Origin of the sequence: Actibacterium sp. 188UL27-1 (assembly GCF_016901225.1) — a bacterium.
Taxonomy (GTDB): domain Bacteria; phylum Pseudomonadota; class Alphaproteobacteria; order Rhodobacterales; family Rhodobacteraceae; genus 188UL27-1.
This window is the reverse complement of record NZ_JAFEUL010000001.1, coordinates 411,231-436,176: the sequence shown is the minus strand read 5'-3', so window position 1 is coordinate 436,176 and position 24,946 is coordinate 411,231. Positions and strand designations below refer to the sequence as shown.

At 59.8% G+C, this 24,946-nt stretch carries 23 protein-coding genes; 12 read left to right on the top strand and 11 right to left on the bottom strand.

The window, feature by feature from the left end:
* The first annotated feature begins 32 nt into the window (after positions 1–32).
* The 4 genes from IU397_RS02260 (at position 33) to IU397_RS02245 (ending at position 2,681) form a co-directional block, all read left to right on the top strand.
* Positions 33–491, top strand: coding sequence for a hypothetical protein (locus IU397_RS02260; protein ID WP_204410200.1), 459 nt, complete (start codon positions 33–35; stop codon positions 489–491).
* Complete coding sequence (locus IU397_RS02255; RefSeq protein ID WP_204410198.1) at positions 491–1,270, top strand: ABC transporter ATP-binding protein; 780 nt, start codon at positions 491–493, stop codon at positions 1,268–1,270. Before IU397_RS02260 ends, IU397_RS02255 begins: the two co-directional genes overlap by 1 nt.
* 5 nt (positions 1,271–1,275) lie before the next feature.
* Positions 1,276–2,067 (top strand): ABC transporter permease, encoded by a 792-nt coding sequence (locus IU397_RS02250; protein WP_204410196.1) that lies wholly within the window; start codon positions 1,276–1,278, stop codon positions 2,065–2,067.
* 68 nt (positions 2,068–2,135) lie between these two features.
* Positions 2,136–2,681 carry a tetratricopeptide repeat protein gene (locus IU397_RS02245; RefSeq protein WP_204410194.1) on the top strand — a complete coding sequence of 182 codons (546 nt, stop codon included), beginning with the start codon at positions 2,136–2,138 and terminating at the stop codon, positions 2,679–2,681.
* Here IU397_RS02245 and IU397_RS02240 read toward each other — a convergent pair.
* The 4 genes from IU397_RS02240 to IU397_RS02225 all read right to left on the bottom strand — a co-directional run bounded on the left by IU397_RS02240 (position 2,621) and on the right by IU397_RS02225 (position 5,811).
* Positions 2,621–3,340: an ABC transporter ATP-binding protein gene (locus IU397_RS02240; RefSeq protein WP_204410192.1), complete on the bottom strand. Its 720-nt coding sequence runs from the start codon at positions 3,338–3,340 to the stop codon at positions 2,621–2,623. The two genes, IU397_RS02245 and IU397_RS02240, sit on opposite strands and share 61 nt — an antisense overlap.
* A 7-nt stretch (positions 3,341–3,347) precedes the next feature.
* Positions 3,348–4,319, bottom strand: a complete 972-nt coding sequence (locus IU397_RS02235) for an ABC transporter substrate-binding protein (RefSeq protein ID WP_204410190.1) — start codon at positions 4,317–4,319, stop codon at positions 3,348–3,350.
* 70 nt (positions 4,320–4,389) lie between these two features.
* Entirely contained in the window at positions 4,390–5,286 is an 897-nt protein-coding gene (locus IU397_RS02230; RefSeq protein WP_204410187.1) for a fatty acid desaturase, read from the bottom strand.
* Positions 5,287–5,811 carry a hypothetical protein gene (locus IU397_RS02225; protein WP_204410185.1) on the bottom strand — a complete coding sequence of 175 codons (525 nt, stop codon included), beginning with the start codon at positions 5,809–5,811 and terminating at the stop codon, positions 5,287–5,289. It abuts the gene before it with no gap.
* A gap of 176 nt (positions 5,812–5,987) precedes the next feature.
* Between IU397_RS02225 and IU397_RS02220 the strand changes: the two genes are divergently transcribed.
* The 6 genes from IU397_RS02220 (at position 5,988) to IU397_RS02195 (ending at position 15,871) form a co-directional block, all read left to right on the top strand.
* Positions 5,988–7,751, top strand: coding sequence for a PQQ-dependent methanol/ethanol family dehydrogenase (locus IU397_RS02220; RefSeq protein ID WP_204410183.1), 1,764 nt, complete (start codon positions 5,988–5,990; stop codon positions 7,749–7,751).
* A 328-nt stretch (positions 7,752–8,079) separates the two neighbouring features.
* The gene (locus IU397_RS02215) at positions 8,080–8,778 is read left to right on the top strand and encodes a response regulator transcription factor (RefSeq protein WP_204410181.1); all 699 of its coding nucleotides are present in this window, start codon (positions 8,080–8,082) and stop codon (positions 8,776–8,778) included.
* A 43-nt stretch (positions 8,779–8,821) separates the two neighbouring features.
* Positions 8,822–10,003, top strand: coding sequence for an FIST N-terminal domain-containing protein (locus IU397_RS02210; protein ID WP_370541593.1), 1,182 nt, complete (start codon positions 8,822–8,824; stop codon positions 10,001–10,003).
* Positions 10,003–12,213 (top strand): PAS-domain containing protein, encoded by a 2,211-nt coding sequence (locus IU397_RS02205; RefSeq protein WP_204410595.1) that lies wholly within the window; start codon positions 10,003–10,005, stop codon positions 12,211–12,213. The genes IU397_RS02210 and IU397_RS02205 overlap by 1 nt, the downstream gene beginning before the upstream one ends.
* Before the next feature lie 305 nt (positions 12,214–12,518).
* Positions 12,519–13,505: a deoxyribose-phosphate aldolase gene (gene deoC / locus IU397_RS02200; protein WP_204410179.1), complete on the top strand. Its 987-nt coding sequence runs from the start codon at positions 12,519–12,521 to the stop codon at positions 13,503–13,505.
* Positions 13,506–13,543: 38 nt separating this feature from the next.
* Entirely contained in the window at positions 13,544–15,871 is a 2,328-nt protein-coding gene (locus tag IU397_RS02195) for an aldehyde dehydrogenase family protein (protein ID WP_204410177.1), read from the top strand.
* Between the two features lie 156 nt (positions 15,872–16,027).
* Here IU397_RS02195 and IU397_RS02190 read toward each other — a convergent pair whose 3' ends face one another.
* The gene (locus tag IU397_RS02190) at positions 16,028–18,202 is read right to left on the bottom strand and encodes an esterase-like activity of phytase family protein (RefSeq protein ID WP_204410175.1); all 2,175 of its coding nucleotides are present in this window, start codon (positions 18,200–18,202) and stop codon (positions 16,028–16,030) included.
* 273 nt (positions 18,203–18,475) lie between these two features.
* On the opposite strand from IU397_RS02190, the gene IU397_RS02185 reads away from it, so the two are divergent.
* Both IU397_RS02185 and IU397_RS02180 read left to right on the top strand, forming a co-directional pair.
* Positions 18,476–19,681, top strand: coding sequence for a BCCT family transporter (locus tag IU397_RS02185; protein ID WP_204410593.1), 1,206 nt, complete (start codon positions 18,476–18,478; stop codon positions 19,679–19,681).
* A 51-nt stretch (positions 19,682–19,732) separates the two neighbouring features.
* A complete protein-coding gene (locus IU397_RS02180) occupies positions 19,733–20,740 on the top strand; it encodes a DUF1963 domain-containing protein (RefSeq protein ID WP_204410173.1) in 1,008 nt (335 codons plus the stop codon).
* A 3-nt stretch (positions 20,741–20,743) separates the two neighbouring features.
* On the opposite strand, the gene IU397_RS02175 is transcribed toward IU397_RS02180, so the two are convergent.
* From IU397_RS02175 to IU397_RS02160, 6 genes are all read right to left on the bottom strand, one after another.
* A complete protein-coding gene (locus tag IU397_RS02175) occupies positions 20,744–21,286 on the bottom strand; it encodes a DUF4336 domain-containing protein (RefSeq protein WP_239479535.1) in 543 nt (180 codons plus the stop codon).
* A gap of 8 nt (positions 21,287–21,294) precedes the next feature.
* Positions 21,295–21,432: a hypothetical protein gene (locus IU397_RS23175; RefSeq protein ID WP_239479534.1), complete on the bottom strand. Its 138-nt coding sequence runs from the start codon at positions 21,430–21,432 to the stop codon at positions 21,295–21,297.
* Positions 21,426–21,653, bottom strand: a complete 228-nt coding sequence (locus IU397_RS23170; RefSeq protein ID WP_239479533.1) for a hypothetical protein — start codon at positions 21,651–21,653, stop codon at positions 21,426–21,428. Before IU397_RS23170 ends, IU397_RS23175 begins: the two co-directional genes overlap by 7 nt.
* Positions 21,654–21,743: 90 nt before the next feature.
* Positions 21,744–22,271, bottom strand: a complete 528-nt coding sequence (locus tag IU397_RS23165) for an SDR family NAD(P)-dependent oxidoreductase (RefSeq protein ID WP_239479564.1) — start codon at positions 22,269–22,271, stop codon at positions 21,744–21,746.
* A gap of 63 nt (positions 22,272–22,334) precedes the next feature.
* Positions 22,335–23,813 carry an NAD-dependent succinate-semialdehyde dehydrogenase gene (locus IU397_RS02165; RefSeq protein WP_204410170.1) on the bottom strand — a complete coding sequence of 493 codons (1,479 nt, stop codon included), beginning with the start codon at positions 23,811–23,813 and terminating at the stop codon, positions 22,335–22,337.
* 69 nt (positions 23,814–23,882) lie between these two features.
* Positions 23,883–24,893 (bottom strand): P1 family peptidase, encoded by a 1,011-nt coding sequence (locus IU397_RS02160; protein WP_204410168.1) that lies wholly within the window; start codon positions 24,891–24,893, stop codon positions 23,883–23,885.
* Positions 24,894–24,946: the final 53 nt, after the last annotated feature.

Sequence of the window (24,946 nt, the reverse complement as noted above, 5' to 3'; positions counted from 1 at the left end):
TATGCCCCCGTTTTTCCCTGAAAGGACATCCCATGAAATCCCTCATCACCCTGACCGCGATCCTCGCCATGGCCACAACGGCCGCCTTCGCCCAGGACACCGATGACGACGACGATGATAACGGGTTCGGCCTTGCTGGCATCCTGTCGGCCTCCAACAAAGAGGATCTGGAGCCCATCCAGCTCGGCGCAGGCATCCCTCTGACAGAAGCGCCATGGGTGCTAAAGTCCGGAAAATACTACGAATTTGAAATCCAGGGCGATGGCAGCCAGGAACTGGCCCTGGTCGGACCAGAGTTTTTCCGCGCCATCTGGATCGATGAAATCGTCGTCGAAGGGCTCGAAATCCGCCCGCTCGGTGTTGATTCCATCGAATTCGATGAAGCCGGTGAGATGGAGATCGGCTTCGTCGCCATCAAACCAGGCAGCTATTACCTCAAAATTCCAGGCTCCACCGGCGAAACACAACGCCTTGAAATCACGATAGAATAATGACATCACCCGGCCTCAACGTCAGCCATCTCGATTATGCCTATGGCGCGAAACAGGTCCTTCAGGACGTCACCTTCCGGATCAAGCAAGGCCAATTCTGCGCTTTGCTCGGTCCCAATGGGGCCGGCAAATCCACCCTCTTCGCGCTCCTGACCCGGCTCTTCACAACACCCGCGGGAGCCATTGAAATTGCAGGAAAAAACCTCGCCACCCGGCCCCGCCAGGCCCTGGCCGCGATGGGTGTCGTCTTTCAGCAACCCACTCTGGATCTGGACCTGACGATCCGGCAAAATCTCCGCTATTTCGCCGCTCTCCATGGCCTCGCAGGGAAAACCGCAGCAATCCAAATCGACGCCGCCCTCGACCGCCTCGACATCCGCGACCGCCAGAACGAACGCGCCCGCACCCTCAATGGCGGGCATCGCCGCCGCACGGAAATTGCCCGCGCCCTTGTCCACAACCCATTGATATTGCTGCTAGACGAACCCACAGTCGGCCTTGACGCCGCCGCCCGCAATGCAATTACAACCCATGTCCACGACCTGACAGCAACCGGGCTCACGGTCCTTTGGGCCACCCACCTGACCGACGAAGTCCGCCACAACGACCACCTTCTGATCCTACACCAAGGCCACCTTCTGGCCAATGACACCGCACAGGCCATCACCCAAAATCAGCCCCTGTCCAAGACGTTCCTCGACATGACTCAAACCCCCATTCTTATTGGTGAAAATACTCCGGGGGGTTCGGGGGGCTGGCCCCCCGGCAGCGCCATTTGATCCCGATGCGGCCTTATCTCACCACTCTTACAGCCATCCTGGCCCGCGAAGCGCTGCGCTTCATCCACCAGCGGGAACGCTTCATCGCAGCCCTGGTCCGACCCCTCGTTTGGTTGCTGGTCTTTGCCGCTGGCTTCCGCGCCGCCCTCGGCCTCAGCATCACCCCACCGTATCAAACCTATATCGAATACGAGACCTACATCATCCCCGGCCTGTGCGGAATGATCCTTCTTTTCAATGGGATGCAATCGTCGCTCAGCCTTGTCTATGACCGGGAAATGGGCTCCATGCGCCTCCTGCTCACCGCACCACTCCCGCGCTGGTGGCTGCTCTTCAGCAAACTTCTGGCTTCTACCGCCATCTCGATCCTGCAGGTCTATACTTTCCTGGCCATCGCGGCCCTCTATGGCATCTGGATTCCTGCGACAGGCTACATCACCGTCTTGCCCGCCCTCATCGTGGCGGGGCTGATGCTGGGCGCGCTTGGCCTCGCCTTGTCCAGCTTTATCAAACAGTTAGAAAATTTTGCAGGCGTGATGAACTTCGTGATCTTCCCGATGTTCTTCCTCTCCTCGGCCCTCTATCCCTTGTGGAAAATGGCAGAAAGCTCCGAAACGCTCCACATGATCTGCGCGCTCAACCCCTTCACCCACGCGGTCGAGCTGATCCGCTTTTCGCTTTATCTGCAATGGAATGGCGCGGCCCTGCTTTGGACTCTGCTGGCCACGGCCCTTTTCACCGCAGCCGCCCTTTGGGGCTATGACCCGTCTCGCGGCCTGATCCGGCGCAAAGCCTAATCTACGACCATAACAGGCCTGAAATCGCACCGCTTTCGTGCTAAACAGCCCATAAAAGGAGCCTCATCATGCTGCCACGCCTCATACTCATTGCCTGTTTTGCCGCAACACCTTTGCTGGCCGAAACCGAGGATGCGGATCCTGGCGGCATCCTCAACCCGTCGGAACTGACATGGGAATCGATGCTGGAACGCGCGGAACAGGGCGAAACCGGTATGGTGATCTGCTCCACCGGCTACGCGATCACGAAAAAGGGCGAACATGACGCCGCCAGACGCCTGTTCGAGAACTGCGCACGCGATGGATATACCGGCACGATGACCTGGATGAGCCAGTTGGACAATAACGGCCTAGGCGGCTCTTACGACCCCGATGCTGCCGCTGAATGGGACCGCAAGGCGGCTGAGTTGGGCGACCCCGTCGGCAAGTTCAATTACGGGCTGGACCTGATGCGTGGCCATGGCGTGGCCCGGGATGAAAGTCTTGGCCGCAAATATGTGGACGATGCCGCGCGCGACGGGCTGGAGATCGCCAAACGCCTGCAACGGGCCGATTATGATTTGGATGAGGTCACGCCCGACGCCGACAATTGGAAATACGCGCCGTTATTCTGACGGTCTGACATGATCCGGGCCGGCGATCCGCCCAGTTCGACAATACGGGAGGCAAGCATCTTTGCTTCATCTGCCGAATGGGTGACCATCAACGTGGCCACCTGACGGGCCGCGCGCAGGCGCGCGAACAACGCCATCATCTCCTCCACCAGATCGGGGTCGAGCGAGACGAAAGGTTCATCCATCAAAAGCAGATCCGGCGCTCCGGCAAAGGCGCGGGCCAGGGCAAGGCGCCGCTGCTGCCCCAGGGACAATGCCCCGGGATAGGCATCCGCGTGGTCGGCTAGGCCCACATCATTCAGCGCCAGCACCGCAGTGCTGGCAGAGATACCCGTTGTCAGGGTCAGATTATTCAGCGCCGACCGCCAAGGCAAAAGCGTGGGTTCCTGAAACACCATCGACAGCCGGTCGGGTGCCTGACAGACGCCATCAAATTGCGTCTGCAGCCCGGCCACAACCCGCAACAACGATGTTTTTCCGATACCCGATGGCCCTGTCAGAACAACGGTTTCAGCAGGTCGCACCTCCAGCGAGATCGGGCCCAGGACATCCCGCTTGCCCAACCGCAACGATCGAAGGTCCAACCGAAGAACCGGCTGTGCGGGCCGGCCCGCCCCGGCACCGTCATCGCTGTCTTCGGCCAATCGCAGAACCGTCATCGGCGCATCAACTGCCAGGTTGCACAAAGACACCATCGGGCAATTCAGTCGCTTTACCCAGCAGATCAGGCCCGCCCAGTTCGACCATCAGCTTGAGCATCTTGTCGGCAGCGGCTTCATCGACCGGGCCCTCGGTCGGGATACCGGCGCGGAACCCTGATTTCAGCGCCGCGAATTGCGCATCTGTCTTGGCATTCATGCGCGGGCGCAGGCGGTCCCATTCGTTGTCATCGGTGGCCAGCATATCCTTGGCCGCGCGGGAGGCACGGGCCAGACCCTGGACCAGATCCGGATTGTCGCGCAGCAATTCACCTGAGACGACATAGCCCAGCAAAGGCGTTTCGGGATCCAGCCCCAAGGCGGTAGAGGCAACGCTGACATCAACCAGCTTGCGCATGCCACCCGCCTCCATCTTGGCCATGAAGTGCCAGTAGTTGATGGCGCCGCCCAGGTCACCGCCCAGGGCTGTCTTAAAGATCAAAGGCGGCGCGCCAAAGACCTGCTCGGTCTCGCCCGCCAGATCCAAATCGTATTCCTGTTGAGCATAGGCCTGCAGGATCAACCAGCTTTTATCGAGTGGCCCACCGGCAATGCCGATTTTGGCATCCTTGAGATCGGCCAAGCTTCGCGCTGTGCTGTCTTCGGGTACCATAACGCCGCCTACGGCCTTGGAATAAGGGATAAAGACGTAATCTTTGCCCGCCGCCCGCTGCCGCGCCACCCAAAGCCAATCGGACACGATGACATCGGCCTCTCCACCCTGGAAGGCAACCTTAGCGGCTGATCCACCCGCCATGCCCTGCACATCAAGCGTGAATCCGTTGGCCGCGTCCAGGCCGTGGTACTGGATCGTATCAAGCTCCCAATTGACGGTGCCGAATTTCAAAACCGCGGCGCGCAGAACCGGTGTTTCCGCCAGCGCCGCGCTGACACTAAGGGCCGCGGCCAGAACCGCCCCACCTATCACCCTGTAAAACATGGTGTCTCCTCCCTGTTGCGCGCAAGGTAATCGCCGCCCGCAACAGCCGATATGCGACCAAAGGCCGAAATCAGGGCGCCGGCGGCAGATCCCGTAGCAGGCGCCAGTTGAACCATCGATACCCCGGCGCGGTATGCTTCAGGTGTGGTGCCATGATCCGGTGCAGGCGGGGCAGCGCATGGAAGGGGACGTTGGGCAGGGTGTGATGTTCGGTATGATACGGCATGTTCCATGCCAGGAACCGCACGATCCGGTTGGTGAATGTGGTGCGGGTATTGTCCAGGATGTCGGCCACGAAGGCGCAGCGGCCATGTTCAGCCATCAGGTAGAGCCGCAGGGCTGGTTGACCCAGAACCACGGGCAGGATCCACAGCCAGAACAGGGCGGGAGAGATGGCAAGGCTGCCGACGGCCAACGCATAGATCGCAAGCATGGTCCGTGCTTCCCGCACGATCAGCGGGCGCGCGGCGTTGGGAATATAGTCCGCCATCCCCTGCCCTCTTACCAGCGCGGCGATCTGCCGGATAACGCGAAACCAGTAAGGGAGGCCCGAGACCCTCCACCAATAGGCGCGGCGGGTGCCAGGCAAGCCACCACCCTCAAGCTCGGGGTCCTTGCCGGGTATGTTGGTATGGCGGTGATGGGCCAGGTGGAAATAGCGAAACCATTCAAATGGGATCAGCAGCACGAAACCGCAGGCGCGCCCGACCCATTCGTTCAGCCAAGGGGTGGCAAATGGCGTCTTGTGGGTCGTTTCATGGGTCAGGGTGAATAGGAACACCAGAAAGATGCCATGCACCGGCAGCACCGCTCCCCAAAACGGCCAACCCGCCGCGATCCAGGTGCCCGTCGCGGCGATCAACGTCAGATGGCCTGCCAGGTGCCACAGACCAGGTGCATTGCGGCGTCTGGTCAGGGCTGCACGATCCTGCGCAGACATTCCGGCGATCAGGTCCCAATGATCCATTTATTCAATGACCAGACGGGGCAGCCAGAAGCGCGCCGGATCACCCGGTTCCAGATTGGCTGTATCAAACGGGTGTGTCATGCCAACCGGCGGAGGGGCCGACAGCAGATCCATATTCATCTCGTGCAGCATGCCCACCCACCCCTGGTCTGCCTTCTCCAACTTATAATATACCCCATTCCACATGTTGATCCCGTATTCCGTCGCACCTTTCCAAAGAAACAGAAACTCATATTTCAGATCGGTCGGATCGACCTCGGGCGATATGCAAACCTGGTCATAGGGATAGGGGACGTGGCACCAATGGGTCTGGGGCCCTTCCAGGCGTTTGAACGGGCGCATCGATAGGAAATGATCCACAAACGGCGCCCTGGCCATTTCGACCCGGTAGGTCTGGCCCGTGTCATGCAAAGTAGCGATGCGGATGCGGCCCCCGTCTTCCGCCTCCAGCCAAACACCGCGACTGTCCTCGGCCCAGGCCGCCCCCGCCAGACCAAGGGACACCGTCCACGCGGTCCATCTCATCCCTTGACCCTCCTCTCTCATCGGCAAATGCCACAGTCAGGGCCGCAGCCTGTCAAGAGCCCTGGGGTCTTACGACCAATGTGGCATTTCCCTGATTACACAGCCTCTCTCTATTGGTGTGGGAGGGCCTGTATTCACACGCAGGCTATTTGTGCATTGGTAAAGGGAGGAGCCCAATGAACCGCTTCATAGCTGCCGTAACGGCGACGGTACTGGCAACAACAGCCGCCTACGCCGAGGTGACCGAGGAAGATCTGGCCAATGACCAGGCCACGCCCGGCGATATCCTGACCAATGGGATGGGCCGCCATCTTCAACGGTACAGCCCGCTCGACACGCTGAACAAGGAAAACGTTGAAAACCTGGTTCCCGCATGGGCCTTCAGCCTGGGTGGAGAGAAACAACGCGGCCAGGAAACGCAGCCACTGATCCATGACGGGATAATGTATATCACCGGATCTTACAGCCGCCTTTACGCCATCGACGTGAAGACCGGGCAAGAGATTTGGCAGTATGATGCGCGCTTGCCCGAAGGTATCCTGCCCTGCTGTGACGTGGTCAACCGCGGCGCTGCGATCTATGGCGACAACGTCTACTTCGGCACCCTGGACGCACGGATCGTCGCCTTGAACAAGGATACTGGCGATGTGGTTTGGCGCAAGAAGATTGCCGATTACAAGGCCGGTTACAGCTACACCGCCGCACCGCTGGTCGTGAACGGCCTTATCATAACCGGCAATTCTGGCGGTGAGTTTGGGATCGTCGGCGAAGTGCAGGCGCGCGACGCGGCAACGGGTGAGATGGTATGGACCCGCCCCGTGATCGAAGGTCACATGGGTACGCTGAACGGCGAAGAAAGCACCATGACGGGTGAGTTGAACGCCACCTGGCCCGGCGATATGTGGAAAACCGGCGGTGGCGCCACTTGGCTGGGTGGATCCTACGATATCGAAACGGACACTCTGGTCTTTGGTGCTGGCAACCCCGCACCTTGGAACAGCTGGTTGCGCGATGCAGGCCAGAACAACGATGGTACGGGCGACAATCTCTATGCTGCCAGCCGCATCGGCATCGATCCCGCCACGGGTGAGATCAAGTGGCATTTCCAGACCACACCGCGCGAAGGCTGGGATTATGACGGCGTGAACGAGGTCGTCGCCTATACCGACCGCGAGGGCAACAAGCGGTGGGCCACTGCTGACCGGAATGGTTATTTCTACGTGCTCAATCGTGAGGATGGCGCATTCATCTCGGCTGTTCCCTTCGTCAAGGATATCAGCTGGGCCGAAGGCATCGATGAAAATGGTCGCCCGATCTTTAACGAAGCCAACCGTCCCGGCGATCCATCTGCCGCAGCTGATGGCAAGAAGGGTGAAGTGATCTTTGCCTCGCCCTCTTTCCTGGGTGGCAAGAACTGGATGCCCATGGCGTTCAGCCAGAAAACCGGCAACTTCTACGTGCCCTCCAACGAATGGGGCATGGACATCTGGAACGAGCCCATCACCTATAAAAAAGGGGCTGCCTATCTGGGAGCGGGCTTTACCATCAAGCCTAACTACGAAGACCATATCGGCAGCCTCAAGGCCATCGACCCCGATACCGGCGAAACAAAGTGGGAGTTCAAGAACGACGCCCCACTTTGGGGTGGCGTGATGACAACCGCAGGTGGATTGGTGTTCACCGGCACGCCCGAAGGCAAGTTCATCGCCTTTGACGACGAAACGGGTGAAGAGCTTTGGTCCTTCCAGACCGGCTCCGGCATCGTCGGTCAGCCCGTCACATGGGAGCAGGATGGCGAGCAATATGTTTCCGTCATCTCTGGCTGGGGTGGCGCTGTGCCGCTCTGGGGCGGCGAAGTGGCCTCCAAGGTGAACTACCTGAACCAAGGTGGCCTGCTCTGGACGTTCAAACTGCCAAAGCAGTTGGCCTCTGCCAACTGACTCAGCCACACATTCAATCAGAAAGGGCGTGCCAGATCAGGCGCGCCCTTTTTCATTGTTCAGCCCTCAACGGTATGAGCTATGACATGGATCAACATGAAGCCGATGCCGCCGAGCATCGGCAGATCTGGGGAATTGACGTCGGCACAGCGAAATGACCCAAAAGTTTCGGATCATCTTTTGATCCGAAACCCCCGGCGCAGGATGCGCGGAATGTAATGCGGGCCCCCGGCACGCGCTGTTTGATAATTCCACCAGACCTAAGACCATTTGGCTAATGACGCTGCCCCACCTGCCCCGTTAGGCTGAATTTTAGATCGGAGCATTCATGACGCCTGCCATTTCTTCCCTATCGAACGCCGTACCGGACCGCGCCCTTGTCATCGACGATCATCCGCTGTTTTGCGATGCCCTGTCCTTGACACTCAAATCGGTGGCATCCTTCAGTGACATCGATACGGCTGATCGGCTGGGTGCCGCGCTGGATAAAATTCACAATGGCAGCAACCCCGCCTTGATCGTGCTGGACTTGAACCTGCCGGACGTGAACGGGCTCGATGGTCTGATCCGCCTGAAAACAGCAGCACCGGGCGTGCCGGTCGTGGTCGTGTCCTCCATGGCGGATAATCGCATGATCACACACACGCTGCGCGCCGGTGCGGCCGGTTTCGTGCCCAAGCACAGTCAGCGTGAGGTTTTCGGCGAGGCGATCCATGCCATCCTCAGCGGTGGGACCTATACCCCTGACGGCTTTGTCGAGGTAGCGACAGATTCGGATAACAGCAATGCCCGGGACGAGGCATTGAACCGACTGTCGACCCTCACCAACCAGCAGGCCCGCATTCTGCAGCTGATCTGTGAAGGCAAGCTGAACAAGCAAATCGCCTATGATCTTTCGATCGCGGAAACCACTGTAAAGGCCCATGTAACCGCCATAATGCGCAAGCTTGGCGTCCATAGTCGCACCCAGGCCGTGCTCATTGCCCAAGAAGCGCATTTCGGGAATGTCTTGCCAAACGCAGTCTAGGCCACATATCGTCAGCCAATAACAATATAATCGGGAATATCTCGTGGACGGAACTAGCCCACCGTCTGCCCGGGAGGCTCAGAACGATAGACAGCCGCGCACTGCGCAGGTTGATGTGACCGGGGAAACCCAAATCGCAGCCCTCGCACCTTTGCTCGGGTCACGTGATTTGTCGTTGGTTTGCCTGTTCGTCAGCCCCCTGGCGGATTTCGATGATGTCGCACGACAAGCGACAGAGGTCTTTGATCATGCGACCGTCATTGCCTGCACCACTGCGGGCGAGATTGGCGCGAATGGGTATACTGACGGGCAGATCGTGGCCACTGCTTTGCCAAGTGCCAGTTTTGCGACAACCACGCTCGATATCCGGGACCTGTCGACCCTCGATCCCCAATCACAGATCGACCGCGTGGTGCAGGCCCGCTCTGCACTGGCGTCCCAAGCACCGGGTTTTTCCAACGAATTCGCTTTTCTCATGATCGATGGTCTGTCGATGCGGGAAGATGAATTAACCGCCATGTTGGCATCCGGCCTTGGCCCCGTTCCGCTATTTGGCGGGTCGGCAGGCGATGGGACTGATTTTCAAAAGACACACCTGGCACTTGGAAAGGCCGTCTTGCAAGACGCAGCCCTTCTGACCCTTGTGCGTACCGCCTGCCCGATCAAGGTGTTCAGCCTCGATCACCTGATCCCAACCGAACGGCGCATGGTGGTCACGCGCGCCGATCCCTCGCGCCGGGTCGTGCAACAGATCAATGCAGAGCCTGCGGCAACTGAATATGCGCGCATTCTCGGCAAGGATCCAGGACAGCTGGACCAGTTCACTTTTGCGGCCCATCCACTGGTGGTGCGGCTTGGCGGGCGTCACCATGTCCGCGCAATCCAGCGGGTCAACCGCGAGGGCGAGTTGATTTTTTTCTCTGCCATCGATGAAGGCGCCGTCCTGACACTGGCCGAGCCCGAAGCGATGGATCAACATCTCGACCGAGAATTGAACGCCTTGGCCCAAGGCACTGCGCCGGCAATGGTGCTGGCATGTGACTGCCTGCTCCGGCGGCTGGAGGCCGGGCAACGCCAGATGACCCACAAGATCTCGAAAATCCTGACCGACAACAATGTCGTGGGCTTTTCGACCTATGGCGAGCAATACCGGGCGATGCATGTGAACCACACGATGACCGGTGTCGCGATCTATCCGGCCCAAGATCAAGACATCGCCAAATGATGTCGATCCTCAATCCGGAGGACAGCCTGGAGCGGCAAAACGAAAAGCTCCTTCAGATTAGCGCTGCGCTGATGCGGCGGGTCGAGCAGGATACCGACCGCTCCGGCCTAGCCTACATCCAATTCGAACGTGCCGCGATGCTGGAGGATGAGGTCCGCTCCCGCACCCGCGATCTGGAGCGCACGCTCGACCTGCTCCATGAAAGCAATGCGCGCTTGGCCGAGGCCAATGCCGCGACCGAACAGGCCCGCACCGATCTGACCGACGCGATAGAGGCCGTGAGCGAAGGTTTTGCCCTGTTCAGCCCCGACGATACGTTGGTCCTGTCAAACAGCCGGTTTTGTCAGCAGATGCTGGACGTATCGGATGAACTTCATCCCGGCCTCAGCTTTGTCGATTACGTCCAACTCATCAGCGAAAGTCGATTTCTGGCGCTGCCAGACGGGCAAGGACCGTCCGATTGGGCCCAAAGGCGGATCAGTCGGCACCGCGACAAAAGCGTAATGTTCAACGTGCGCCTGATCTGGGACAGGTGGCTGCAAGTTAGCGAGCATCGCACGGGCAATGGTGGCACCGTGATCCTGCAGACAGATATCACCGATATCATGCGGATCGAGCGGGAAGAGCGCAGCAAACTGATCGACAAACAGGCCCGGATGGTGCGCGCCACGCTGGATCACCTGAATCAGGGCGTCTGCATCTTTGACCGCAATGCCCGGTTGGCGGGCTGGAATCGCAAGGTGGGCACCTTGCTGTCCGTGCCCGCAACCCGGTTCCGCATTGGGGCAGGTTTCCACCAATTGCTGGATCGTCTGTCCGACGATATCCGCTTCGAAGGCGGCGTCACACGCAAGGACCTGGTGGCCTGGATCGCACAAACCGCGGACCGTCCACCTCTGTCGTTCGAAATCCGCAGCGGTGACAGCATGACCCTAGCGGTCTTTTGCCAGGAAATGCCCGACCATGGCTTTGTGATCAGCTTCACCGATGTCTCGGCTGAACGAGAGGCAGCCCGGGCGCTCTTCGATGCCAATGAATTGCTGGAGCAACGCGTTCTGGACCGGACACTGGATCTGGAAGACGCGCTGGCAGCGGCAGAACGCGCCAATGCCTCGAAATCCCGATTTGTTGCAGCAGCCAGCCACGACCTGCTGCAACCGCTCTCGGCGGCAAAGCTCTATGTGTCAGCATTGGACGGGCCGACCCGTACCGCCGCCGACAAAGCTATCATCCACAAAGCCGAAAGCGCGCTATCCTCGGTCGAACAGATCATCGACGCGTTGCTGGATATCTCGCGGTTGGAGGCCGGAAAAGCGTCCTTTGACGTGGCGCCCGTGCCGTTGATGGATGTGTTGACCCCCCTGCAGTCGGAGATGGAGCCCTTGGCGAAAGCAAAGGGGCTGGAATTCAAGGTCGTGCCCTCCTCGGCTGTGATTTCAAGCGACGCGGCCTTCCTGCGGCGGATCCTGCGCAACCTGATTTCGAACGCGATCCGTTACACGGATTCGGGCCGCGTTCTTGTGGGCGCACGGCACCACGGCCGCTCGGTCCGGATGGAGATCTGGGATACTGGCCCCGGCATCGCCGAAGGTGACCAGGATTTGATCTTCAAAGAGTTTTCCCGCCTGGATACCCGCGCCAGCGCTTCGGAAGGCCTCGGGCTGGGATTGGCCATCGTCGAACGCGCCTGCGCCAGATTGGGTCATCCGCTGGGCCTGTGGTCAGAAGTTGGACGTGGCAGTGGCTTTTTCGTGAGCTTGCCGCTGGCCGATGCCCACGGCGAGCGCCCTCGCAGCGATCCGCCGCGATCGGGAGCGACAATCCTGGATCAGACTGGCCTGATCGTTCTGCTCGTGGATAACGACCTAGAATTTCGCCGTGCGCTCAGCCTGCTCATGGAGCGTTGGGGGGTCAGCGTACTGGATGCCGAACATGGGGCCGACGCACTGTCATTGTTGGACGACATTCAGATCTGTCCCGATGCCGTGCTGATCGACCAGCAACTGGGTTGTGAACAGAATGGGCTTGAATTGCTGGCCCAGCTACGCATCCGCTACCCTCATTTTCCGGCCGCTATCGTCTCGGCCAATCGGTCATCCGCGTTGCGGCAGGCCTGCCAGGATGCAGATGTACCGCTGATCAACAAACCCATCGATCCGCAGCGGCTGGAAACGTTCCTAACCGATGCCGCAAAGGTCCTCCAAGGCTAGCGCATGCTTTGATCGGTGGTTGCCAAGGGGCATCCCCCATCGCTCAAACCAGGCCGGTGGCACTCCCGCCCGGCTCCTTTCGCGCATATGCGCTCATCGCCCGTTGGGCCCGGCGCCGCGCGTGTCGCGCGGCGTGGCCACCGGCCTTACCCTGCTCCCGACAGTTCAAAGCGATATACCACACCAACAACCGCCACGCGCGCGGAGCGCGTGGGGTGGGACATGTCGTGGCGCGCTTGCGCGCCTCCGCCGGATCACGCCTGCAGGCTCTTGCCCAACGCCCGCCCCCATGTCACCGTCCTACCATGGATACCGTTCCGGACCAAACCACACAACTCCCTCTCGCCCCCCAAGCCCGCAACCCGGGCATGGGGTTGGATCTGGACTGGATCGGCCGCGTTCAGGCCAACACCTCCGCCATCGAACGGCGCTGCGCCACGCTTCCCGGTCGCCGCTCAATCAAAAAAGACCACCAGGCCGCTTGGCTTTTGAAAGCCGTCAGTTGCATCGACCTGACCACCCTCTCTGGCGACGACACGCCAGGCCGCGTCGCGCGCCTCTGTGCCAAGGCCAGGCAACCCGTCCGTCCTGATCTCCTGGCGGCACTCGACCTGCCCAACCTCACCACCGGCGCGGTCTGCGTCTACCACGACATGATCGCCCCGGCCCGCGCGGCCCTCGCCGGCACCACGATTCCCGTCGCCGCCGTTTCCACCGGCTTCCCCGCGGGTCTCTCGCCCTTCCACCTGAGGGTTGCCGAGATCGAGGAAAGTGTTGCCGCAGGCGCCGCCGAGATCGACATAGTCATCTCCCGCCGCCACGTCCTGACGGGCAACTGGCAGGCGCTTTATGACGAGATGCAGGCCTTCCGCCGCGCCTGTGGCAAGGCCCATGTCAAGGCGATCCTCGCCACAGGCGAACTCGGCACCTTGCGCAACGTTGCCCGCGCGTCACTGATCTGCATGATGGCAGGCACCGATTTCATCAAGACCTCAACCGGCAAGGAACCCGTCAACGCCACCCTGCCTGTCACCCTCACGATGCTTCGCACCATCCGCGACTACCATCAGGCCACCGGTCACCGCGTGGGCTACAAACCCGCAGGCGGCATTTCCAAGGCCAAAGACGCGCTGATCTATATGACCCTCATCCGCGAGGAACTGGGCCGCGACTGGCTCACCCCCGACCTGTTCCGCTTTGGCGCCTCGTCTCTGCTCACGGATATCGAACGCCAACTCGACCATCACGTGACCGGTGCCTATTCCGCTGCCCGCAGACACCCGATGGGCTAGGCGGCACGTATCAGACCTGTCCAACCAAGGACGATACCATGACCATCCCCGAACTCTTCGACAGCCTCGATTACGGCCCGACACCGGAAAGCCCGGCGGAGGCTTTAGCCTGGATCGAAAGCCGCGGCGGCATTGTGGGGCCCTTTATCAGCGATAGCTGGGGGCCCCTGCGCACGGATCATGACCTGCGCAACCCGGCAACCGGCGCACATCTCGCCCACATGACCCAATGTACGGTCGAGGAGGTCGCCGCTGCCGTTGCCGCAGCACGCAAAGCCCAGTCCAAATGGGCCGCGCTAACAGGCCACCACCGCGCCCGTATCATCTATGCCATCGCGCGGCTAATGCAAAAGCACGCTCGCCTGCTGGCGGTGATGGAAAGCCTCGACACAGGTAAACCGATCCGTGAAAGCCGCGATATCGACATCCCGCTTGCGATCCGCCATTTCTATTACCACGCTGGCATGGCACAGCTGATGGAAACAGAACTCCCCGACCGCGCCCCGCTCGGCGTTTGCGGCCAGATCATCCCGTGGAATTTCCCACTTCTCATGCTGGCCTGGAAGATCGCACCCGCCATAGCCACGGGCAATACAGTCGTCTTGAAGCCAGCCGAATACACGCCCCTTTCCGCAATGATCTTCGCAGAGATCTGTCAGGAGGCTGGCCTTCCCCCCGGTGTCGTCAACATTGTCACCGGCGATGGTGCGACCGGTGCCGCCTTGGTCGCCGCTGATGTCGACAAGATCGCCTTCACCGGCTCCACAGAGGTCGGCCGCCAGATCCGCCGCGCCACCGCTGGCACCGGCAAGGCACTGACCCTCGAACTGGGCGGCAAATCTCCCTACATCGTGTTCGACGATGCCGATCAGGACAGCGCCGTCGAAGGGCTCGTCGATGCCATCTGGTTCAACCAGGGCCAGGTCTGCTGTGCCGGATCCCGTCTGCTGGTTCAGGAAAGCATTGCCGAGGGGTTCTACACAAAGCTCCGTGCCCGAATGGAAACGCTCCGGGTCGGCGACCCGCTCGACAAATGCACCGATATCGGCGCTCTCATCGACCCATCCCAACACGCCGCGATCACCGCCATGGTGGAGGCCAACACAGAGGGTGAGACCTTCCGCAGCACGGCCCCCGATGGCTGCTACTATCCCCCAACCCTGATCACCGGCCTCAGCCCCGCCAACCCGCTGATGCAAGATGAGATCTTCGGCCCCGTCCTCGTCGCTTCTACCTTCCGCACACCGTCCGAAGCCGTCCAGATGGCCAACAACACACGCTATGGCCTCGCTGCCTCCGTCTGGTCTGAAAACATCAACCTCGCGCTCGATATCGCGCCAAAGCTTGCCGCAGGGATCATCTGGATCAATGGCACCAACATGATGGATGCGGCCGCCGGGTTCGGCGGCATCCGTGACAGCGGCTTCGAGCGCGAAGGCGGGTGGGAGGGCCTGCGGGCCTATACAAAACCCGCCAATCCGCCCAAATCCACAGCCGTCCCCAAACGCCCCAGGGCCACTGACCAAATCGCGCCAGAAGGTCTCGACCGCACGGCAAAAATGTATATTGACGGCAAGCAAGCCCGCCCCGACAGCGGCTATTCCCGCGTTGTCCATGGCGCAAAAGGCAAACTCCTTGGCCATGTCGGCGATGGCAATCGCAAAGACATTCGCAACGCCGTGGAGGCCGCCGCCAAAGCCACAAGCTGGGCCAAAACCACTGGCCACCTGCGCGCCCAAATCCTCTACTATATCGCCGAAAACCTCGCGGCCCGGGCCGACGAATTCACCGTGCGCCTCACCACCGCAGGCATCCCGGTTAAAGCTGCGACGCTGGAGGTCGAAACCAGCATCTCCCGCCTCTTCACCTATGCCGCCTGGTCCGACAAGCTTGACGGAACCACAAAAGATGTCCCGATCCGCGGTTTCGTGCTTGCCATCAATGAACCGGTCGGCGTGATCGGTGCGATCTGCCCCCCTGAAATGCCACTTCTGGGCACGATCTCCGCCATGGCCCCGGCGATTGCCATGGGCAACCGCGTGGTCCTCGTCCCCTCCGATATCTTCCCGCTGGCCGCAACCGACCTGTACCAGGTGCTGGACACATCCGATGTCCCCGCAGGGGTGGTCAACATCATCACCGGCGATCCCGCCGCCTTGGCCGATACACTCTCCAAACATATGGAAGTGGATGCGATCTGGTCCTTTGCCGAACCCGCCCTCGCCAAAGATATCGAAACCAACGCGGCGACAAATCTCAAACGCACCTGGATCACCCGCCGCGACTGGATCAAATCCGGCGAAGGTCGCGATTTCCTGAACGCCGCAACCGAGGTCAAAACCATCTGGGTCCCCTACGGCGAATGACCTAAATTATGCGTTCCAAAATATCCCCGCCGGAGGCGCATCCAGCAATTGGCGCACCCGCGGGACTAAAGGGCCAGTCCCCTCAACCCGTGCCAGAATGTCGTATGCCCGGGCCACCGGCCCGGGCATTCCGTCAAACGAAAACGGATCGTCAGATCACATCTGACCGATAGAAAAGAACAACGTCTCGCCGGAATGGTCATCCACCCCGTCATTATCGGTGGAGATAAAGGCCTCGCCCGATGCATCAATCGCCAGACCCTCGACCTTGTCCTGCACATAGCCACCCAACTGCTTGAGATCGGGGATCAGGTCGCGCACCTCTTCCTTGCTCACGACAGGCAGCACGGTACCTAACTCGGCAGGCACCATTTCGGCCAATGGGACCCGGTAAACCTTCTTGGTCACCGCCGCGTCACCGATCTGATTGTCCCGCTCGATGATGTAGATGAACGCACCATGGGCCACGATCTCTGACAAGCCCACCCAGCCGGTCGCAGGGGCGGCTTTCGGATAGTGCACAGCGCCCCATGCCTCGGTCTCCAGGTTATAGCTGACCAATTTCACGTGGTTCTCGGGGTCGTCGCCCCATTCCCGCTGCACCGCCATCCACAACTCATCGCCAACTTTGGTGATGCCTTCAAAACCAAACCGACGCTCCACAGACATCAGTTCTGCCGGCAATCCGATCTCCTCCGCGATCTCGCCATCGGCACCAACGCGGTAGATCGCGTGGGGCGTCACCCGATCCGTCCGACCCTCAGAGGCGATCCAATAACCACCTTCACCGTCCAGCGTTATGCCTTCCATATCCAGCTTCTGCGCCGGAAAACCGGCCCGGGTCACCCGGGTGTAATCCACGATCCTGGCGGGCTGAGCCGTTGCATTGATCTTAAAGATCGTCGGCTGCTGCCCGTAAAAGCTGTCATTGACCGCATAGATGACCCCAGGCTCCTCGGCATCCGCCACCATGCCCGAAATGGCCCCCCAACCGACGGGCGCGCCATTCTCCAAGGCAATCCCGGCAGAGGTTAGCATCGGATAGGCCGCAGCCCCTTCACCATACTGATAGATCATAACATATGCGCGCACGCCGCCATCCTCGATCAGATCCACCTCATTGGCGGTGACCAGCAGGTTGCGCTCCGGGATCGTCACATACCCTTCCGGACCAATGCCCGAGGGCAGCAATTGCGCCAGAACCGGCGCGGCAGGTTCGCTCATATCATAAACACCCACGACCGAAGACCGCTCTGCCCCGATAAACGCCATCGGCACGCCGCCAAAGCTGCCCACACCTACCGATTCCGGCTCCACGCCTTTATTTCCCGACCGCCGCTCGGGGTAATGTCCGATCTCGGCCACGGCATATTCAAAGGTCAGCCCACTTTCATAAACGATGGTGCCGTCTTTGTTGAACACGGTCCAACCCCGGCTACCGCCATCCATATCGCCTTCATTTGCGGTGATGAAATGATCGTCATCCAGCCATTTCACGGCATCTGGCTCGCGCGGGCGGCCAAGCTGTTCGCCGTCAAAGGTCAGCGCGCGTTCCTCGTCCAGATCCACATTCTTCAGATCCACGGAACCGGCCGAGAAATGGTTCATGATCGCGCCATCGGCCGCGACCACAACCAGATGGTTGTTCTCCTGCAAGGTCACCACCGTCTCGCCCAGACCGTTGATGTCCACGAATTCCGGCTCCGGATCCTCAGGTGAAACTTCGGCCATCCCGGTCATCTCAACCACGCGCAGGGTGTCGCAGTTCACCAAGCCCTCGACCGTAAGATCCACCATGGTCAGTGCGCCAGCAGGCATCTGCCCGGTGCGACCCTCGCCTAGATCCTCGTCGCGCTCATTCTCGATAGCCACAGCAACGAAGCTGCCATCCGGGGCGACAGCTATGCTGTCAGGCTGACCACCCAGGTCACAGCGATCCGTCTCAGTTCCGTCACCCACATTGATCGCGGCAATATAGCCGGATGGCTCGGTATAGCTCTCGGACGTGTTGACCCCCACAATCGCGACGCCCTGCACCACGGCGACACTGGTTGGCTCCCCATCCAGCGCGATGTTGCCCAGGGGCTTTGGCGCCGCCGGGTCGGTGATATCCACCCGGCCCAACGCTTCGAGGGGGCTATCCGTATAGATCAGCGTCATCCCGTCCGGCGTCACATCGATAATCTCGGGCGAGGTTTCGCGGCTCGTATCCTCCCCCTCGGCCATATTCAAAGGCGTCGCAAACGACGCGATGCGGTTAAAGCTCATCTCAGCCGAGGTGGCTCCGGCGGTGAGTGCCAGAACCGAGGTGAGGGTCAAAAAGCGTGTCATATCCGTTTCCCAACAGTCATATTGCCGGACCCGCTTGGCCTGAACCCATGACGAACAGGTAACTGATTTGTAACGAAATCATAAAATCCACCGCCTTACGGAATGGGCGAGTTCCGCGACAAATCACCGGTATTTCGCTTAACCATTTCGTTTTTGGCCTGAATATGCAGTATTTGATCTATCACACGATATCCAAGGCGCGCAGACGCCCGCAAAACAACGGGTGCGCCCTCCCTCGGCGGCCCAGATCGGGACAAAAACATGGCAACCTTTCTGACCATCGTCATCTCCTGCGGGGTCCTGTTGGCCTTTGCCCTTGTCGCCTTTTGCGTGATCAAATGGTGGGGACTTCGGGTTGTCGGTGTCACGCCAGTGCCACTCTTTACCTTCATCGCAATCCTGTTCACCTCGGGCCTTGATGTGGGGTTGATCATGTTCCCCTTGGGTGAATTTCCGGTCTATGCCGATACCGAGACAGCACCGGAATACGGCTTCACCAACCCGCTCGCGATTGAATTCGGGTTTTGGGGCTTCCTGATCTGGGCGTTTTACTTCCTGACCAGCTTTTACTTCTGCGTGGTCGAACCTCGGGTCAAATTCTTTGCCATCCCCGCGGTCAAGATCCTCAACAACATCGTCATCGTCGGGACCTGCGCTTTCACCGCCAGCCTGTTCCTGGTCTACCTGCCCTCCTACATTCCTGAGATCGGTGATGGCGAAAGCGTCGTGGCCACGTTCTATGTCATCGTCTTCTGCGTCATCCTGGCCGCAGCCTATTCCAGCACGGACATCAAGTTCGTCAAGGTTCTAAGCGTCGGATCAACCATCCTGTTCGCGGCGCTGATCGCACTGCTATGGGCCTATGCCGGCATCGGATTGGGAGAGATGGGGGGCACCATGTCCCTGATCGGCGGCTATTTCGCAAACCTGCATAAGTTCGTCACACCGATCAACGCGTACCACGAATTCTACCTGTTCTGGTGGTTCGCCTGGTCGATCATGATCGGCCAGTTCACGGCGCGTTTCGTAGGCGGGTTGCGCACGCAATACCTGTTGCTTGCTCTGCTTGTGATCCCGTCCATCCCCTTGGCGGTGTGGTTCACGATCCTGTACTATTACAGCTCGAATGACATCAGCACTGTGGGCCTTTTGAACGGCGCAATGATCATTGTGGGCATCACATTTGTGATCAACTCGCTCGACAGCTTGATCCGGCTTTACTCCGACAATCTGTCGATCACCACGGAGCGGTTCGGCAAGCTTCCCTATATCGCGGGCAATGTGGCGGTACTCTTTACCCTGACACTGCTGTTCCAAAGTCAGTGGTTGCAAATCCAGTGGATTGGCGCCGTGGTCGTGGCAATCTACCTGGCTTGCCTTGCCTTCATCCTGATCACAAAGCGGCGCGAGGTGGCAGAGATCCAGGCCTCTCCCCCGGAAAACAAGCTCGACTATACCAAGATCAGTGCGGCGCACTGACAGCCCGGACGTAGCCTTTTTCTCAACAGCGACCCATCCCGGATCACTGCCATGTTCACCGATCTTGCCGAAGCGCGTCAAATCCTCTCCGACCTGTTCGATCCCGCGTTACTGGAGCTGGTGATGGCTGCTCTGGTACCCGCCATCGCCATCCAGCCCACGCCGGACCTGACTGACAGCCTGACGCGGATCGGCGGCACCCCGGTCATGGCCGCCGGCATCGAATGGCCACGCCCACGTCAGCCCAGCGATGCGGCCAGCTTCCAGGATTATGGGGAGGAAATCGCGGCCTATGCAGCGGCCAATTTGCCCCTGTCTTTCGTGGCGCAGATTGACCTTGCAGACCTAACCAACCTGGATGGGATCACCACGGATCTGCCAACGGATGGCAGGCTGCTGTTTTTCTACGACATGATGGTCGGCCCATTTGAGCACGGGGATCGCCTGGCAAAGGTCATCTGGGACCAAAGCGATCCCACCAACGCGGTTACCCATCCTGTCCCGCCCGCTCTGACCGAGGCCGCGGGACACTATGTGGAGACCGTCAAAACCAGCTTCAAGAAAATCGGCTTGCCCCTGACCGAAGGGGACTTGCAGCCACCATTCTTTGCACCGCCCCGCCTGGGAGAATTACAGGTAAGGCAACAATTGACACCCCCGAATACCCTGGAATTCCAACAGTACAGCCAATTGCACGACCGGGCCTTCAAAATCGATGATCTCGAATTTATCGAGCGGTACACAAACGCTCCATGGGCGAGCGCGCAGGACCTGCCGCCCGTGACCCTTCTGGGCCTGCCGGTCCCGGATCAGGACGACCCCAGATATGACGCTGTGGTCCTGTCGGAATTCGGTCAGCAATATCTGGATAGGGATCAGTGGGCCGCCAATAAGGGCCAGATCTTCGCTCAGGCCAAGAATTGGCAACTGCTTTTGCAGGTCGATTTTACCGCTTGGAACCAAAGCAACAGCGAGGGCCAGATTTATTTCCTGATCCGCCAAAACGATCTGAAAAATCGTAAATTCGAAAATGTCGTCGCCATCTATCAACAGACCTGAGCACTAGGTGATCAACCACCCGAATGCCCGTCTCAAAAACGCAGGGGCGTCATAGGTCACAGGCGTTCCATGGGCCATGACAACCTGTTCGGCGGGCCATTGCAACATGCGAGTAATGGCGGCACGCGCCGCCTTCCGGTCGGTAAAGGCCAGTCGAAACTTCCGCGGAACAGACGGCTCGGGCCCCGTCATCAGATCCAGCCGCGCCACCAGCGCCCGCCATCCGCTTAACCGATCCTCGGGGATCTGCTGCAACAGATCTGCAACCAGAACCGTGCCGCTGGGTCTGTGGAAAAACGCAACCTCGGTGGTAATCCTGTTACCGGCGATCACCAGATGATCAATCTCGCCGCCCCAATCGGGATGGGGTGCATCAACCAGATCGATGTCAAAGGCAAGGTCAGGCCGCTTGATCTGCAATCCCGGTGGTGCGTGAAGGACCGCCTTGGGATAGGCCGCCACCCATTCCGTCAGAAACAGATGATGGAGCGTATTGGGCGGAACCAGGTGTTGAACCGGGCCCAGCGCATCAACTGTGCTTTGCAACGGATCGGTCAGCGCAACCGCGACCAGATGAACAACCCGCCCTCCGACAGGCGTATGACCGCCATGCGCGTGGGATAGCGAAAGCCCAGTACGGTCACATCATCCCCATCGACGATCCAGATATCGTGACCAATGGGGGTCAACATCGATCAACCAGGCACTGGACCGAATGCGCCTCAATGCCAACATCACGCCCCAGAAAATCGCGTAACACGATGGTCTGCGCCTGCGTGCCATCGGAGTCCGAATCGGTTTTAAAGCGGCATGGATCTTCGGCCCAGTCAGAGGTCCGGATCCAAACGGGAAGTGCCTCGGCATGGATACAATCCATCACGACCCCAACCACTTCTTCTGCCGTTTGATACACCACATCGCCCCGCGCCTAGGAGGTAGCAAGATATTCCTGCAGGATGGGCAGATATTCATCCTCCAGCATGCCCCGTCTCCTCGACTTGCTTTAGGACGGATACCGCGCATTTGAACTGGATGCCACCGGGCTCGGCAGTCGTGAAATGCAGGCCAGAGATTCGGTAAAGCCTTCAACGGCAAATTTGGCGGCACAATATATCTCGTTAAAGGGTTGGGCGATCAATTCACCGACCGAAGATATCCTGATCACTTGGCCCGACCGGCATTTGCACGTATGAGGCATACAACCCTTCGTGCAGCAGACAACGTCCATGAACTTAACATCCAGCGCCCCGTTAATCTCAGCCTCGCTCGCCCGCTCCATGGCGCGGACAAAGCCTGCATCGGCATTGTTGATCAGCACATCAATCTGATCATCCGTGACCAGAATGGTATCAACCGCCGCCTGGATCGTATCGGATTTCTGGACATCCAGTTCCAGAAACTCAACCGCGACACCGGCAGCTTGGACCACCTTGTCCAATGTCCCGCGCCTCGCCAGATTTCGCATTGTGGTATAAACCTTGAATCCGGCCTGAGTCGCCTGGACGACCAGAGCCACACCAAGCCCATGCATATCCCGTATGTATGGTTTATGCATGGAATGTGCATGATATGTGCCTGGTCAAAACCGTTCGGATCAAATGGACAGGCAGGTATATTTCATCTCCAGGAATTCCTCGATACCGTGGCGAGAGCCCTCGCGACCCAGGCCCGACTGCTTGACCCCGCCAAACGGCGCAACCTCGGTCGAGATAATGCCAGTATTCACCCCAACGATCCCGTATTCCAGCGCCTCATTGACCCGGGTGATCCGCCCCACATCTCGCGCATAGAAATAGGCTGCCAGACCAAATATGGTGTCATTGGCCTTCTCAACTGCTTCTTCCTCAGTCTCGAACCTGAAAAGCGGCGCAAAGGGGCCAAACGTCTCTTGTTGGGCAAAGACCATATCCTGCGTGGCTCCGGTCAGCACAGTCGGTTCAAAGAAAGTGCCGCCTTTTGAATGCCTTGACCCACCCAGAATAACCTCACCCCCTTTGTCCACGGCGTCTTTCACATGGGCCTCGACTTTTTCGACCCCGGCTTCGTTGATCATGGGGCCAATGGTGGTCCCTTCGTCAAAGCCATCGGCAACCTTCAATTCGGCAACCTTGGCCGCGAAAGCTTTTGAAAACGCGTCATAAACCCCAGATTGTACATAGATCCGGTTGGCGCAAACACAGGTTTGCCCGGCATTGCGGAACTTGCTCGCCATTGCCCCTTCGACGGCCGCATCAATGTCAGCATCGTCAAAGACGATGAACGGCGCATTGCCACCCAACTCCATCGAGCATTTCATCACCTGATCCGCCGCCTGCCGCAACAAGATCCGCCCCACCTCAGTCGAGCCGGTAAAGGTCAGCTTGCGTACCGCGTTGTTTTCGCAGAACTCTTTGCCGATCCGCGACCCTTCGGAGCTAGGCAAGACAGCAAACAACCCGGCGGGCAGCCCGGCCCGTTCGGCCAACACCGCCAGCGCCAAGGCCGAAAGCGGCGTATCCTCAGCCGGTTTCGACAGGAATGCGCAGCCCGCGGCCAAGGCGGGTGCCGCCTTGCGGGTAATCATGGCGTTGGGAAAGTTCCATGGCGTGATTGATCCAACGATACCAACAGGCTGCTTGATCACCGTCAGCCGCTTATCGGCCATGTGACCCGGGATCGTTTCGCCATAGATCCGCTTTGCTTCCTCTGCGAACCACTCTACGAACGACGCGCCATAGCCGATCTCACCCTTCGCCTCGGCCAGGGGCTTGCCCATCTCGGCCGTCAGGATCGCGGCCAGATCATCCTGCGCCGCCATCATCAGATCGTACCATTTGCGCAGAGTATTGCAGCGGTCCTTAGCCGTGCGCGCGGCCCATTCCTTCTGGGCTGGACCCGCGACATCAATGGCCTTGGCCGCGTCCTCGCGACCACAGTCTGCAACCTCGGCAATTACCTCACCTGTGGCGGGGTTCTTGACAGTGTAGGTCCCGCCATCCGCGGCATCGCACCATGCGCCGCCGATATAGGCTTGGGTGGCGAGCAGATCCGGATCAGACAAGCGATCTTTCAAGGCTGAGTTGGCATCAAGCATGGCGGTCTCCCTTAAGATAATTCAGACGTGACGTTGCACGGGACTATAACTCGCGGCACGCGTTTCGGTTCACAAATCCGGTGCAAACATTTCGGACCAGGTCGGAAAAATGTCCCCTTCGGCTGGTCGTGCGGCATACACTGCCCGCGCCACAGCCCGCGATAGACAGATCGCTGCGGCATGTCCCAGGCGCATCCCATCGCGCACCACATCAACCATTTCCACCGCACCGGTCGCGCAGGCAAATACCAGATCGCCATCCAAAGCCGTATGGGCCGGGACAATCGCGCGGGCCAAGCCATCATGGGCAGCGGTCGCCAGCCGCTTCGCCTGGGCCTGTGTCAGCGCGGCATCCGTGGCGACGATAGCTATGGTGGTGGCAGACCCCTGGGGCGTATCGACCCATAATTCGGCAGCGGGGTTATGGGAGCCTGAGGGACCCAAGCCGCCAAACTCCCCCTCCATCTCGAACGGGGCCGCCCAGAAATGGGGACCGTCACCGACCGTGACCTGACCAAGCGCGTTGACGGCCACCAGAGCACCCACCGTCATGCCATTGTCCAAAATGACGGAAGCCGATCCAAGGCCACCTTTAAGTGTCAACCCGGTCGCGCCCGCACGCGGGGCCATCCCGGCCCCGGCGGATCCGATGCGAAAGTCCGGGTCACACGCATCGAACGCAGCCCGGCCCAACGCGGGATAGGGGGAGACGTCCCACCCCTTGTCACCGCCATTGAGCAAATCAAACAGGATCGCACCCGGAACAATGGGGACCCGCGCCGCCCCAATGGCAAAGCCGCGACCTACGGCCCGAAGCCCGTCCATGACACCCGAAACGGCATCCAGCCCGAATGCCGAGCCGCCAGACAGCACGAGCGCATCGACCTGCTGCACAGTTTTATCCGGCTCCAACAAAGCGATATCGCGGGTGCCCGGTGCGCCGCCCATAACGCTGACAGACGCCACGAAGGGCGCGTCAGCCGTCAGGACCGTTACGCCAGATTTCAAGGTTGCGTCCTGCGCGTTGCCAACTGTCAAACTGGCGACATCGGTGATCAGATTGCGGGGCCCCGGGCGCATCAATCCGGCCCGGCGCCGTGGCGATATGCGGGAGCGCAGCCCGGCGCACACGG